The sequence below is a fragment of the Nocardia macrotermitis genome (assembly GCF_009604405.1).
GTDB classification, from domain to species: Bacteria; Actinomycetota; Actinomycetes; order Mycobacteriales; family Mycobacteriaceae; genus Nocardia; species Nocardia macrotermitis.
Map to the genome: position 1 here is coordinate 239779 of NZ_WEGK01000009.1, position 13254 is coordinate 253032.

The 13254-nt window shown below is 70.2% G+C and carries 13 protein-coding genes; 5 read left to right on the forward strand and 8 right to left on the reverse strand.

Annotated features, from left to right (window positions below; all coding sequences use genetic code 11):
• Window positions 1–94 precede the first annotated feature (94 nt).
• The 6 genes from NRB20_RS21715 to NRB20_RS21740 form a co-directional block, all read right to left on the reverse strand.
• The gene (locus NRB20_RS21715) at window positions 95–1897 is read right to left on the reverse strand and encodes a peptidoglycan D,D-transpeptidase FtsI family protein (RefSeq protein WP_153412099.1); all 1803 of its coding nucleotides are present in this window, start codon (window positions 1895–1897) and stop codon (window positions 95–97) included.
• Between the two features lie 107 nt (window positions 1898–2004).
• The gene (locus NRB20_RS38985; protein WP_153411962.1) at window positions 2005–2826 is read right to left on the reverse strand and encodes a hypothetical protein; all 822 of its coding nucleotides are present in this window, start codon (window positions 2824–2826) and stop codon (window positions 2005–2007) included.
• Window positions 2827–2863: 37 nt separating this feature from the next.
• Complete coding sequence (gene rsmH, locus NRB20_RS21725) at window positions 2864–3847, reverse strand: 16S rRNA (cytosine(1402)-N(4))-methyltransferase RsmH (protein WP_153412100.1); 984 nt, start codon at window positions 3845–3847, stop codon at window positions 2864–2866.
• Window positions 3848–4008: 161 nt separating this feature from the next.
• Window positions 4009–4440: a division/cell wall cluster transcriptional repressor MraZ gene (gene mraZ, locus NRB20_RS21730; RefSeq protein ID WP_153411963.1), complete on the reverse strand. Its 432-nt coding sequence runs from the start codon at window positions 4438–4440 to the stop codon at window positions 4009–4011.
• 464 nt (window positions 4441–4904) lie between these two features.
• Window positions 4905–5327 (reverse strand): DUF3040 domain-containing protein, encoded by a 423-nt coding sequence (locus NRB20_RS21735; RefSeq protein ID WP_319945237.1) that lies wholly within the window; start codon window positions 5325–5327, stop codon window positions 4905–4907.
• Between the two features lie 123 nt (window positions 5328–5450).
• A complete protein-coding gene (locus NRB20_RS21740) occupies window positions 5451–5891 on the reverse strand; it encodes an SAV_6107 family HEPN domain-containing protein (RefSeq protein WP_227833734.1) in 441 nt (146 codons plus the stop codon).
• 175 nt (window positions 5892–6066) lie between these two features.
• Between NRB20_RS21740 and NRB20_RS21745 the strand changes: the two genes are divergently transcribed.
• Genes NRB20_RS21745 through NRB20_RS21765 form a run of 5 tightly spaced genes read left to right on the forward strand, consistent with a single transcriptional unit; the run spans window position 6067 to window position 11045 of the window.
• A complete protein-coding gene (locus NRB20_RS21745; protein ID WP_153411965.1) occupies window positions 6067–6717 on the forward strand; it encodes a GNAT family N-acetyltransferase in 651 nt (216 codons plus the stop codon).
• On the forward strand, window positions 6714–8276 hold the full coding sequence (locus NRB20_RS21750; RefSeq protein WP_319945238.1) for a phytoene desaturase family protein: 1563 nt from the start codon (window positions 6714–6716) through the stop codon (window positions 8274–8276). The genes NRB20_RS21745 and NRB20_RS21750 overlap by 4 nt, the downstream gene beginning before the upstream one ends.
• Before the next feature lie 32 nt (window positions 8277–8308).
• The gene (locus NRB20_RS21755) at window positions 8309–9091 is read left to right on the forward strand and encodes a carotenoid biosynthesis protein (protein ID WP_153412104.1); all 783 of its coding nucleotides are present in this window, start codon (window positions 8309–8311) and stop codon (window positions 9089–9091) included.
• Window positions 9092–9118: 27 nt separating this feature from the next.
• Window positions 9119–9856: an LppM family (lipo)protein gene (locus NRB20_RS21760; protein WP_194289962.1), complete on the forward strand. Its 738-nt coding sequence runs from the start codon at window positions 9119–9121 to the stop codon at window positions 9854–9856.
• Between the two features lie 10 nt (window positions 9857–9866).
• Window positions 9867–11045, forward strand: a complete 1179-nt coding sequence (locus NRB20_RS21765) for a glycosyltransferase (RefSeq protein WP_153411966.1) — start codon at window positions 9867–9869, stop codon at window positions 11043–11045.
• Window positions 11046–11353: 308 nt separating this feature from the next.
• Here NRB20_RS21765 and NRB20_RS21770 read toward each other — a convergent pair whose 3' ends face one another.
• Both NRB20_RS21770 and NRB20_RS21775 read right to left on the reverse strand, forming a co-directional pair.
• Complete coding sequence (locus NRB20_RS21770; RefSeq protein WP_153411967.1) at window positions 11354–12076, reverse strand: hypothetical protein; 723 nt, start codon at window positions 12074–12076, stop codon at window positions 11354–11356.
• Window positions 12077–12162: 86 nt separating this feature from the next.
• Window positions 12163–13158: a methylenetetrahydrofolate reductase gene (locus tag NRB20_RS21775; RefSeq protein ID WP_319945239.1), complete on the reverse strand. Its 996-nt coding sequence runs from the start codon at window positions 13156–13158 to the stop codon at window positions 12163–12165.
• Between the last annotated feature and the right edge of the window lie 96 nt (window positions 13159–13254).

The window sequence follows — 13254 nt, forward strand, 5'->3', positions numbered from 1 at the left end:
CGCCGGATCACAGCCGGGCAACGCGGCTGGGTATTGCGTGGGTCCCCGTGCATGGTATTGGTCCGCCCAACCGGACCCGACACCGCCCGGCCGTTCACATCGCCTGCAACACAAGCTCTTTCGCCGGGGGAGAGGGCGGCACCCGGTCACGCTGCAACGCCCACGAGGCGATGTTGTGGAACAGCGGGGCCGCGGACTGCCCGCCGCTGCCGTCCGAGCTGCGCACCGGCGCGTCCAGCATGATGCCGATGACGTAGCGCGGATTGTCCGCCGGCGCCATCCCGGCGAACGTGATCCAGTAACGGCTCTCGGAATAGCAGTGGCACGCCTGATCGATCTGCTGCGCGGTACCGGTCTTCCCGGCGACCTGGTACCCCGCGATCGCCGCGGGCGTTCCGGTGCCCTGCTGATACCCCATCGGGTCCTTCTGCACGATGGCCTGGAACATCTGCCGCAACGTCTGCGCGGTCTTCGCGCTCACCACCCGGACCCCGTCGGGCTGCTTCTCGTCCGAACGCCCACCGCCCGGTTGGGTGTCGGACTTCACGATGCGCGGCGGGATCCGCACGCCGTCGTTGGCGATGGCCTGATACATCCCGGTCATCTGCAACAGCGTCATCGACAAGCCCTGTCCGATGGGCAGATTCGCGAACGTCGAGCCGGACCACTGGTCACGCGGCGGCACCCGGCCCGCGCTCTCGCCGGGCAGTCCGACGCCGGTGCGCTGACCGAGCCCGAACCGCTTCAACATGTCCGCGTAGCGGTCCTCGCCGACCTTCTGCGCCAGCATCAGGGTGCCGACGTTCGAGGACTTACCGAAGATGCCGGTGGTCGTGTACGGCATCACGCCGTGCGACCACGCGTCGTGCACGGTAACCCCGCCCATCTCGATACTGCCCGGCACCTGATGCACCTCGTCCGGCGTGGTCAGGCCGTATTCGATGGCCGCGGCGGCGTCGACGATCTTGTTCACCGAACCGGGCTCGAAGGCGTCGGTGACCGAGGGATTGCCCAGATTCGCCGAACTCCAGAACTGCGGCCCCTTGGCCGGATCGAAGGTGTTGTCGTTGGCCATCGCCAGCACCTGCGCGGTGTGCGCGTCCAGCACCACGGCCGAGGCGTCCTTCGCCCCGGACAGGTCCTTGGCCTGCTGCACCTGCTGCTGCACGTAGTACTGCAGATCCGAGTCGAGGGTGAGTTCGACGTCGGTGCCGTTCACGGCCGGATGGCGATTGCGTTCGCTGCCCGGGATCATCGCGCCGTCCGAACCCTGGTCGTAGGTGTGCGAGCCGTCGGTACCGGCCAGGATCGAATCCAGCGAGGATTCGAGCCCGATCTGCCCGTGCCCGTCCCAGCCGGTCGCACCGACGATATTGGCGGCCAGCGAACCACCCGGATAGACCAGCCGGTCGTGCCGGTCCTTGCCGATCTCGGGGAATTCGTCGGTGATCTCGGTAGCGATCCGCGGATCCACATCCCGCACGAGATAGACGAAGGTGTCCTTGCTGTTCAGCTTGTCCAGCAGGTCCTGCTCCGAGGGGGCGTCCCTGCCGAGTTTGTCGTGGATGGTCTTGGCGATGGCCGCGAGCCGCTTGGCCGGATCGGGCGCCTTGGCGTCCTTCTCGTGCGCCGCGGCGAGCTGTTTACGCACGATGACCGGCTGAAAACTCAGCCAATCAGTGGCGACCGTGAATGCCAGCGCCTTGCCGTTGCGGTCGGTGATCGAACCGCGCAGCGCGTAGTCGACCTTGTTCACGGTGCGCTGCGCCGCCGCCTCGGCCGAGAGCTTCGGCGCGGAAACCGTTTGGATCCACAGCAATTGGAGTGCCACGACCAGCAGGGCCACCAGCATCCCGATCCGGCCGCCGCCGAACCGCAGCCGCGAGGAGGAGTCCATTCCGGCCCCGCCGCGGGCCCCGGCGCGCTGCCGGGGGCGCGGGCGCGCCGGGCGGGTGCCGCGCCGACCCGACGGCGAGGTGCCGCCGCGGCCCCGAGCACCCGGGTTCACTGCCCGCCCCCGGCCGCGGGTAGCGGCGTCGCGGCGGGGGCGACCGGATTCTGCACCGGCACAGTCTGATCGACGCGGGCGGCCGGAGCCGGGGACGCCGGATTCGGCGCGGGCCGGGCCGGGGTCGCGGGCGTCGTCGGGGCCTGGGCGGCCGCGCTCGGGTTCCGGGTCGGGGTGACCGGGGCCGTGGTGGTCGGCTGCGCCGAGGTGGGCGCGGCGTTCTCGTCGGCCGGATTCTGATTCGGCAGCGCCGTCACCGGGACGATCCGTTCGCCCTGTCCCTGAGCCGGATTCGCGGGCGTCGGCGCGGCCGGGGTGGTGTTCAGCGGCGGCGCGGGCGGACCCGACTGCGCGGTCTCCTTACCGATCACCGTGACCGCGCCGTTCGGCGCGACCACCAGGCGCGCGGGATCCTTCGCCGGGATCATGCCCAGTTCCCTTGCCCGAGTTGCCAATTCCGGCGCGGCGTCGGCGGCGGCCACCTGCCGTTGCAGTTCGGCCTGCTCGTCGGAGAGCTGCTGATTGATCCGGCGCGCGTCGCTGAGCTGATAGCTGTCCTCGGCCGACCGCGTGGTCAGCAGCAGGGTGCACATCAGGCCGCAGCCCAGCAGCACCAGAATCGCCACCACGAACGGAATCCGGCCGCTCATCATCGAACGCCCCGGCAGCGGCGGCAGCACCGGACCGCGCCTGCTCCGGGTGCGCCGCCGGGCCGACGCCCCCGCGGCCGGCTGATCGTGTACCCGGCGCGACGTCCCGCGCCGCTGCGTGGTCTGCCCGCCACGTCGTGGTGCGTCCACCCGTGTCCGCACGCTCATAGTCCCGCCTCCCCTACCGTTCGCACGTCGCGCGAACTCATCGCGACGCCTGAATTCGTTCCGCCGCGCGCATCCGTACCGGCGCCGCGCGCGGGTTGTCCTCGATCTCGGCGGCCGTGGCCTTCTCCGCGCCGCGGGTCAGGATCGTGAATTCCGGTCCCATACCGGGTAATTCGACCGGCAGATCCATCGGCGTGCGCGAGGTCGATCGCTCCGCGAGAACATGTTTGACCACTTTGTCCTCCAGCGATTGATAGGACATGACCACGATGCGGCCGCCGACCGCGAGCGCGTCCAGCGCCGCGGGCACCGCGGCCTCGAGCGACTCCAGCTCCCGGTTGACCTCGATCCGCAACGCCTGGAACGTGCGCTTGGCCGGATGCCCGCCGGTGCGTCTGGTCGCCGCCGGGATCGCCGCGTAGAGCAGTTCGACCAGTTCGGCGCTGGTGGTGAACGGGCGCTGCGCCCGCCGCCGCAGGACCTCGCTGGCTATCCGGCCCGCGAAGCGTTCCTCCCCATAGGTTTTCAGCACCCGGGCCAGATCGCCGTGGCTGTAGGTGTTGAGCACGTCGGCGGCGGTGGGGCCGGTGGTCGGATCCATCCGCATGTCCAGCGGCGCGTCCACCGAGTAGGCGAAACCCCGATCGGCCTCGTCCAACTGCATCGAGGACACGCCCAGATCCATCAGGATCGCTCGCACCGAACCGGTTTCCGCGAAACCGGCCTGTGCCAGCGCCGCGGCGATACCGTCATATCTGGTGTGTACCAGGGTGATTCGGTCCTCGAAGGGGGCCAGCCGCGCGGCCGCCAGCTGTAGCGCCTCGGTATCGCGATCCAGACCGACAAGATGGATCTCGGGATAGGTACGCAGGAAGTACTCGGAATGACCGCCCAGGCCGAGTGTCGCATCGACCATGACACCGCCGGATCGCAGTGCGGGACCGAGGATTTCGTCGGCTCGTTGCAACAGGACCGGAACATGACGGGGTGTGTGATCGGCAAGATCCACCTCGACCTCCAGATCCTCCTCGCCCCTGTCGCGGCGTTGCGTTGCGCTCGAACTCACTCGGTCGGACGGCCAATGTCCCGGGGTCTCTGACCGAAGCACGGCACCTGGCGTTGGGGAAGTACGTCAGGGTCCGCGTCGGGCAGAGGCCGCAGGACACTCGCCTCGCTCGGGGGTTAGAAGATGCCGCCCAGCGACTCGTCTCCGGCCATCGAGTAGTCCTCCTCGTTCTCGGCGAGGTAGGACTCCCACGCCTGTTTGTCCCAAATTTCGAGGAAATCGACCGAGCCGATCACCACGCAGTCCTTGGTCAGACTCGCGTAGCGGCGGTGTTCGGCCGACAGCGTGATGCGCCCCTGGGCATCGGGCCGCTGTTCGTCCGTGGACGCCGCCAAGGCTCGGACGAAAGCCCGTGCCTGCGGATTGCTCCGGGACGCCGCGGCGGCTCGCCGCGCGAGCGCGGTGAACTCCTCCTTCGGATACACGGCAAGGCTGTGGTCCTGCCCTTTCGTGACCATCAACCCTCCCGCCAATTCGTCCCGAAACTTCGCGGGCAACGTGAGTCGCCCTTTGTCGTCCAGCCGCGGCGTGTAGGTACCGAGAAACATTTCCCGACACCTCCCGCAGGATCACCTCGTCTGGTCGGTCTCCGCTTGTGCGCGCTCCACATTACCCCACTTTCCCCCACTTTCAATCGAAAGCCGCGGCGATCTCACTCCCGGCGTACCAGATTTCCCTGGTCACACCAGCTATCGGCCAGGTGGGGAGATTTTTCCGAGATACACGACACGCGAACACGCTCGAGCGCATGACCCGAAAACTGCCAGCAAACCCCTCGAGCGCATCTGCTATAACTGCACGAAACGCGGCCGCGACCGGCGCGGGTGGGGGAAGGTGGGGAATCGTGTGGGGCGCGGTGGGGATCGCTCACGCAAGCCCTCGAACACGACAAAAGAAAAGACACGCCGCACGTCGTGCGGCGTGTCGCGTTATCTGCCCTTGAGTGTCGCGTTATCCGACCTTGATAGGGCGCAGCGCAAAACCCGGATCCGTCGAACGGATCCGGGCGTTGTCAGTTGTCCTGTTCGAACCGGCGCCTGAACCGGTCCTCCATGCGGGCGGAGAAACCACCACCCTGCTTGCGTTGTTTGCCGCGGCCCGGCGTGGGGCCGCCGCCCTGCGACGCGTCCGCACCGCGACGACCGGAACCCGACGCGCCCGAGCTACCCAGGAGCAGCAGGACGCCGGCGCCGAACATCACGATGAAGCCGAACAGGCTGATGATGGGAAACCCGCCGGGTTTGACCGGCAGGGCGATGCCCGCGATCAACAGGCAGAGACCGAGGACGAAGAGCGCGGCCGACTGAAGTCTGCGTCTGCCCGTGGCAGAGCGGAGACGTCCGCCTCGAACAGTCGAGGCGAACTTGGGATCCTCAGCATAGAGCGCGCTCTCGATCTGTTCGAGCATGCGCTGCTCGTGCTCGGAGAGTGGCACGGTACCTCCCCCGGCACTAGGTGTGGTGGTCGCCTCCGGGTAGGCGACGGACAGCCGACCTTGGCGGCTCTCTGCCACCATGATACGAGTTCGATCAGTGCGGTACCACCTACTCGCCGATGTTCACGCCGAGCCGTCCGCCAGCCAGCCCGTGATCGGCCGCATCCGGCCTGCTGTGGTGATGGAATCCTCCACGTCGTGCAGGAACGCGCCCACCCGCGAGACGAACTCGTCGGCCAGCCGCGCGTCGACCGGACGATCCAGTCCGGCCTCGATCGCGGCGCGGGTCTCGGAGAAGGAACTGAAGTAGTCCGACCACATCACGAATTCCGGCGCGGCCTGCTGCATCAGCACCCAGGCATTGCGCGAACGGGCCCGCGGCGCGCGATCGGCCCCGGTCAGCGCCAGGACCGCACCCGCGCCGCGCAGCGCGCCCAGATACGCGGTGCGGAACCGCTCGCGCGGATCCGGCTCGGCCGCGGCCTGCAACAGCAGCCCGTCCGCCTTGTCCAGCAGACCGCTCGCCCGCCCCGCGTGCCCCGGACGCTCCATCCGACCTGCCATCACGGCACCTCCTACCGTCGTACACCCTGATTCCCGCGGTACATCGCCGACCACGCGAACCGAACAGATATTCGAACGTTTCAATGAGTGTGAATATAGAGACGACCACCGACAAACTTTCGCGCTCGCGCCCGCGGCGAGCGCCCGGGCCGAACGAGAGCCGCGCCGACCGGATATGACAGCCGCCAGACTTCCCCACGCCACCGCCCCCGTCGTCGTCGACCTCTCGGCCGCCGCCCTACGTTCCCGGCTGCACGACGCACTGTCCGTCTACGTCGCGGCGATGGACTATCCGCGCGGCACCGAGTACCACCGCGCGCCGATGTGGACCGAGCACACCTCCCGGCCGGGCTGGCAGGCCGTGGCCGCCGTGATCCCCGACGAGAACGGCGGACTCGACCTGCGCAGCGCGCCCATCGTCGGCATCGCCTACGGCTATCACGGTGCGCCGCACCAGTGGTGGCATCAGCAGGTGCACAACGGGATGCGGCGGTCGGGCTGGGCCGAGTACGCCGCCCGGGATCTGCTCGCGGACTACTTCGAACTCACCGAACTGCACGTCCACCCCACCGCACAGGGCCACGGCCTGGGCGAGACGCTGCTGACCCGGCTGCTGGGCAACCGCCCCGAACGCGCGACGCTGCTGTCCACCCCCGAGGTGGACCGGGAGGCCAACCGCGCCTGGAAGCTGTACCGCAGACAGGGATTCACCGATGTGGTGCGGCATTTCGTGTTCTCCGGCGACACCCGCCGCTTCGCGGTGCTGGGGCGTCCGCTGCCGTTGCGGAACCCGTCGATCGCCGAACCGCCGGTCGTGCGGCCGTGACGATCCTGGTCCTGGGATCGGGCCACAACGCGCTGGTCGCGGCCTGCTATCTGGCGCGGGCGGGCGAGCCGGTCGAGGTACTCGAGCGCGACGAGGTGCCCGGCGGCGCGGTCTCGACCGTCGAGCGGTTCCCGGGACATCTGGTCGATCGCGGCTCCTCGGCGCACATCATGATCCGGCACACCGGGATCATCGAGGAACTCGAACTCGACCGGTTCGGCCTGCGCTACATCGATTGCGACCCCTGGGCTTTCGCGCCCGCGCCGCCGGGCACCGACCTCGCGCCGATCGTGTTCCATCGCGACCTGGACCGCACCTGCGCGGCCATCGCGACCGCCTGCGGCACCCGCGACGCGGACGCCTACCGGCATTTCGTGCGGGTGTGGGGACCGCGCGCGCAGCGGGTGATGCGCTCGTTCGCCGGAACGCCCGGTCCGGGGCGGCTGCTGCGCTCGTTCTGGGGCCTGGACGCGCGATCCGGCGGCAGCGCGCTGTCCCGGGAATTCCTGCAATCCGGAGACGCGTTGCTGGACAACCTCTTCGACGACGAGCGGCTCAAGGCGGCGCTGGCCTGGTTCGGCGCGCAGTCCGGACCGCCGATGTCCGAACCCGGTACCGCACCGATGGTCGGCTTCGCGGCGCTGATGCACACCCTGCCGCCGGGGCGCGCGATCGGCGGCAGCGGCGCGCTGACAACGGCTCTCATCGCCCGGCTGCGTTCGGACGGCGGGGTGCTGTCCTGCGGCGACGCGGTCACCGAACTGCGTCGCGCGGGCGCGGGCTGGCGGGTGCGCACGGCCGCGGGCCGAGATCTGTTCGCGCACACCGTGATCGCGGGCACCCACATTCTCACCACGCTGGATCTGTTGCGGCAGGGCGGATTCGACGCCGCGACGCTCGACGACTGGCGACGACGCATCCGGGTCGGCCCCGGAATCGGCATGGTGGTGCGGGCCGCAACCAGCGCACTCCCCCGCTATCCGGGTGCGAGCGAAGCGGAATCGACCCGCGGCCTGCAACTGCTCGCCACCGACCGGCGACAGCTGCGCCTGGCGCACGGGGCGGCGCTGGCCGGGGAGCTGCCGCCGCGGCCGGTGGTGCTGGCCATGAGTTTCAGCGCGCTGGATCCGAGTATCGCCCCGGCCGGACAGCATCAGCTCTCGCTGTGGGCGCAGTGGCATCCCCGGCAGCTGGCCGACGGCAGCGACTGGAGTGCGCACGCCGAGCGCGAGGGCGACCGCATCATCGCCGAACTCGACTCGGCCGCACCGGGTTTCGCCGACACCGTGCTGGACCGGTTCGTGCAGACCCCGGCCGATCTGGAACGGGAACTCGGCCTGATCGGCGGCAATGTCATGCACGTGGAGATGTCGCTGGATCAGATGTTCTTCTGGCGGCCGCTGCCGGAGCTGTCCGGACAGCGGGTGCCGGACGCGCCGGGCGTCTATCTGACCGGGGCCTCGACCCATCCCGGCGGCGGCGTCTCGGGGGCCAGCGGGCGCAGTGCCGCCCGGCTGGCGCTGCGGGATCTACGCCGTCCGCGGTGGCGCAGGTCGTGAGGGCGCGGGCGGTCCGCGCCGCGGTCCGCCGGATGCCCGCGGTCGCGGCCGTGCTGCTGGTCCTCACCCAGATCACCTATCCGCTGGCCACGGGCGTCGCGCGGGACCGGGTGACCGCGGCGGTGGTCCTGCTGTCCGCACTCACCGCCGTGACGCACGCCTGGGCGACCCGTGGACCGCGCTGGGCGGCCGGACTGCTGCTGATCGTGTCCGGGCTCGGCCTGGTCGCCGAGATCTGCGGTGTGACAACGGGATTTCCCTTCGGCTGCTACGACTACGCGCGGCACCGCCTCGGCCCGGAACTGGCCGGGGTGCCGCTGCTGGTGCCGCTGGCCTGGACGGGCGGGCTGTATCCGGTCTGGGTCGTGGCCGGACTGCTGAGTCCGCCCGGCACACCACGCGCCCGGACACGTATCCCGCTGACCGCCCTCGGCGCGGTCGGCTGGGATCTGTTCCTGGACCCGCAGATGGTGTCCGCCGGACAGTGGACCTGGTGCTCGCCGCTGCCCGGACTGCCGGGCACCCCGCAGATCCCGTACACGAACTATCTGGGCTGGTTCGCGGTCGCGCTGCTGATGGCCGCGTTACTGGAACTGCTGGACCGCGCCGACGTCCCGGCGGACCGCGGACCCGCTGTCCCGGTGGCGGTGTTCCTGTGGACCTGGCTGGGTTCCACCCTCGCCCACGCGGTCTTCCTGGGCCTTCCCGCCTCGGCGGGGTACGGATTCCTCGGCCTGGGCCTGCTCGGTGTCCCGCTGCTGTACACCTCGGCCCGTCGCATGCCGGTCCGCTCGGCGGGCCATGGCACGATGTGAGCCGTGCAGCCGAGTCCGACACCACCGATGCCCGACGTCGCGAGCGCACCACCGCGCCGCGGCCCGCAGCCCCCGACGCGCCGTCGCGCCTGGTCGGCGGTATTCCTGCTGGCCATGCTGTTGCCCCTGCTGGCGGGCTGCCTGCGGGTGCAGGTCTCGATGGGCGTGTCCTCGAACGACCGGGTGTCCGGCCATATCGTCGTCGCGGTGGTCCCGGCCAACGACAAGGACAAGGGACCGCAGCTCAAGGTGCCGCCCGCGCTGTCGGCCAAGGTGCGCGTCGAGGCGTACAGCCAGGACGGCTACATGGGCAGCCAGGTGTATTTCGACGATCTGACCTTCGGTGAGGTCGGCGAACTGGGCGGCCTGTCCGATCAGACGCAGGGCATGTTCAACCTGCAGTTCGTCCGGACCGGCGATCTGGTCACGCTGACCGGCCGCGCGGACCTGAAGTCGGTGCCGCCGCAGGGTTCGGACGTCCAGTTCACCGTCGCGTTCCCGGCCCGGGTGGCCACCACCAACGGCACCCGCGACGGCGATTCGGTGGTGTCCTGGAAACTGCCCGCCGGAGATGTGAGCACGGTGCGGGCCGAGGCCACCTATGCTGATCCGAACACCCGGTCGTTCGCCGGATGGGCCGGGATCGTCGGTGGTATCACGCTCGCGGTCGCCGCGCTGGTGGCCGTCATCGCGTATCTGAGCCGGAACCCGACCCCGAATTACGTTGCGCGCCTGCGTGAACCGCGTCCGCGCGAGAAGGTCTGAACGGAAACGTATGAGAACTCTGGTGCGCGGCGCGGTCGTCGCCGGAACGGCCGTCTCGGCGACGGGCTGTGCCCTGACCGTGCTGAACCGGCTCACCGTGCGACGGCTCGGAGTGGTCGGCCCGCCGGTGATCGAGCCGGTGACCGTCTGCATCCCGGCGCGGGACGAGGCGACACGACTGCCCGGCCTGATCGCGGATCTGCGTGGGCAGCACGGAGTTTCGCGGATGCGGGTGCTGATCCTGGACGACGGGTCCGGGGACGAGACCTACGCGGCGGCGGTCGCGGCGGCCGGGGACGACGAGCGGTTCACCATCGTCACCGCGCGGATCGAGGCGCGGCCCGGCTGGACCGGCAAGTCCGCCGCGTGCGACCGGCTGGCCGAGATCGCCTGGGCGAACGCGGATTCCGATGATCCGCCGGCGGGCGCGCTGATCTTCCTGGACGCGGACGTGCGGATCGGGGCCGGTGCGATCGCGGCCGCGGTTGGCGAATTGCGCCGCACGGGTGCGGGTCTGGTGTCGCCGTGGCCGCGGCAACTGGCCGGGTCGTTCGCCGAGACGCTGGTGCAGCCGCTGCTGTGCTGGTCCTGGGCCGCGACGTTGCCGGTGCGACTCGCCGGACGCAGCCTGTGGCCTTCCACGGCGGTGTCCTGCGGGCAGTTCCTGGCCTTCGACGCTGCCGCCTATCGCGCGGCGGGCGGGCATGCCGCGGTGGCCACGCAGGTGACCGAGGATCTGGCGCTGGCCCGGGAGGTGCGCCGGACCGGACGACGTACCGTCCTGGTGTCCGCGGGCCGCATCGCCAATACCCGGATGTACCGGGGCGCAACCGAACTCGACACCGGATACACCCGCTGGCTGTGGTCGGCCTACGGCTCCCCGGCGGGCAGTGCCGCGGTCGGCGCGACCGCCGCCCTGGCCTTCTGGGCCCCACCCCTGGCCGCCCTGTTCGGCCGCGGCGCCACTCGACGCATCGGCCTGTTCGGCTATTCCTGCGCCGTGGCGAGCCGCCTGGTCGCCCGCTCCCTGGAATCCGGTGGGCCCCTGACCCCTTCGGACATCCCCGCCGCCCTGGCCCACCCGCTCTCGGTGGCCGCCTACCTACGCCTGTCGCTGCGCTCCCACCGCCGCCACCGCGCCGGCGCCCTCACCTGGAAGGGCCGCGCGGTCGCCGAACGCGTCAGCTGAGGACACCGAATCCGCCTGCCCGACAGACCGTTCCGGGGCGGCAGCCACACACAACCGGGCTCGCTCGATGCAAGGGGCGGAGTGCGACCACGTACCGAATGCGCCTGCCCGACAGACTGTTCCGGGGCGGGCAGCCGCGCACAACCGGACTCGCTCGATGCGAGGGACGGAGTGCGACGACGTGCCGAATGCGATTGCCCGACAGACTCTTCCGGCGTCGGGCGGCAATGGGCTGCCGACGAAGTCGGCTGCTGTTCGAATCCTGTTGCCCGCCCGGCTGATTCGCCGGGCGGGCGCGGCGGGTCGGCTCAGGCGACCCGGGTGACGCCCACGGTGGGCAGGAACAGGCAGGTGTGGTTGCCGTTGTGCACGGTGCCGAAGACGGCGGCCAGGACGGTGCCCGAGCCGGTGTCGACCGGGACCGCGCGGACCCCGCCCATCGGCAGTGCGGTGCCGAGGAAGTTCTCGATGGCCTGCTGGGCCAGGGGGCGCATGGCCGGGAGGACCTGCGGCGGGACCATGGAGGCCGCGACGTCGGGCACCGAACCCATCGGGCTCATCCCGCTCTGCCCGGTGCTGGCGTTGAACCAGGCGACCTGCATACCGGAGGTGTCCGCGCCGTCCGGGCCCATCCCATAGGGCACGAAGGCGAACATCGTGTGTCCGGCCTTGACTGCCGACAGATCCACGCCCGGCACGCTCACTGTGGTCTTCGGCCACGGTCCGGGCACCGCGCCCGCAATGGCCGGAACCAGGCCCAGGCTGCTGCCGTCCGCGCAGAACGCCGACGCCGACGGATACAGGAACGGATTCATCCCGAACCGCTGCAAACCCTGGATCGCCTGCTGGTACGCACCGACCACATCGGTCTGCGCGATCGCGCCCTGCCAGGCCGAGGTCACCGCCGACGCGGCAGCGGCCGCGGACGGCCCCGGCGGCGCCGCCGACGCGGCGGTGAAACCGGTGCAGGCCAGCGCGGCGGAAACGCTCACCACACCGGCGACACGGACGAGACTGCGCAATACGGCCATCGGCATTCTCCTAAGTCGTCACGGGTGCGCGTGACTGTACGCGCCCGATCAGCACATGGGCCGCTAATCCGAGCGCGAAACGCCGACTAGGCTTCGACCGGCGTCGGTGCCACGGTGTATCCGAGATTGGTGAGCACCTCGGTGGTCGCCTTGGCGAAGTTCAGGGTGATGAAATGCAGGCACGGCGCACCCTCGGCAATCAACCGCTGACCGATCTCGGTGGCGATCTCGATACCGACCTCGCGCACCGCGTCCCGATTCGCCTCGGGGTCGTTGCCCGCCGCGCGTTCCAGCCGGGTCAGCAGCCCGGCCGGGAGCGGGCGGCCGGAGAGTTCCTCGGCACGCTGCACGGTCCGCAGCGAGGTGATCGGCATCAACTCCGGGATGATCGGCTTCTCGCCCTGCACCGGATCGCACGCGCTCACCCGATCCCGCAGGCGCAGATAGTGATCCACGTCGAAGAACATCTGCGTGATCGAATACTCCGCGCCCGCACGGAGTTTCGCGCACAGGAAGCGGGTGTCGTGGTCCAGGTCCGGCGAGCGGTGGTGACCCTGCGGGAACGACGCCACCCCGACATGGAAGTCACCCAGATCGCGCACCATGCGCACGAGTTCCTCGGCGTATTCCACGCCCTCGGGATGCTGCTCCCACTCCCCCAGCGGATCGCCGGGCGGATCACCGCGCAGCACCAGCAGATTGCGGATGCCGGCGTCGGCGTAGACGCCGACGATCGAACGCAGTTCCGCGACGCTGTGCGCGACAGCGGTCAGATGCGCGACCGTCAGCAGCGTCGTCTCCTGCGCCAGTTCGCCGGTCACGCGGGCGGTGCGGTCGCGGGTGGAGCCGCCCGCGCCGTAGGTCATCGAGACGAAAGCCGGGTGCATGCGCTCGAATTCGCGTGCCGCGCGCCACAGCCGGGCCTCGGCGGCCGAATCGCGCGGCGGATTGAATTCCACCGAGAACGGGATGGTCCCGTCGGGTCGCGGCCCCAGCCGCCCGACGACCGAAGGAGTTCCGGAAACCTGCGGCGGGCGGGGTCGGCCTGGGGTCGAGCGTCCCCGTACGTTGTCGAAACTCACCGGGCCAGTGTAGTGGTGCGACCTGCCGCACGGGCCGGGCCGTCCGCCGCGACCGGGCCGGACCGCGACGCAGTATCGTTCCCATCCAGGGACGCC

Coding starts and splice junctions, on each gene's coding strand:
- NRB20_RS21715 (WP_153412099.1), bottom strand. CDS start 1,897: ATGGACTCCTCCTCGCGGCTGCGGTTCGGCGGCGGCCGGATCGGGATG.
- NRB20_RS38985 (WP_153411962.1), bottom strand. CDS start 2,826: ATGAGCGTGCGGACACGGGTGGACGCACCACGACGTGGCGGGCAGACC.
- mraZ (WP_153411963.1), bottom strand. CDS start 4,440: ATGTTTCTCGGTACCTACACGCCGCGGCTGGACGACAAAGGGCGACTC.
- NRB20_RS21740 (WP_227833734.1), bottom strand. CDS start 5,891: ATGGCAGGTCGGATGGAGCGTCCGGGGCACGCGGGGCGGGCGAGCGGT.
- NRB20_RS21745 (WP_153411965.1), top strand. CDS start 6,067: ATGACAGCCGCCAGACTTCCCCACGCCACCGCCCCCGTCGTCGTCGAC.
- NRB20_RS21755 (WP_153412104.1), top strand. CDS start 8,309: ATGCCCGCGGTCGCGGCCGTGCTGCTGGTCCTCACCCAGATCACCTAT.
- NRB20_RS21760 (WP_194289962.1), top strand. CDS start 9,119: ATGCCCGACGTCGCGAGCGCACCACCGCGCCGCGGCCCGCAGCCCCCG.
- NRB20_RS21765 (WP_153411966.1), top strand. CDS start 9,867: ATGAGAACTCTGGTGCGCGGCGCGGTCGTCGCCGGAACGGCCGTCTCG.
- NRB20_RS21770 (WP_153411967.1), bottom strand. CDS start 12,076: ATGGCCGTATTGCGCAGTCTCGTCCGTGTCGCCGGTGTGGTGAGCGTT.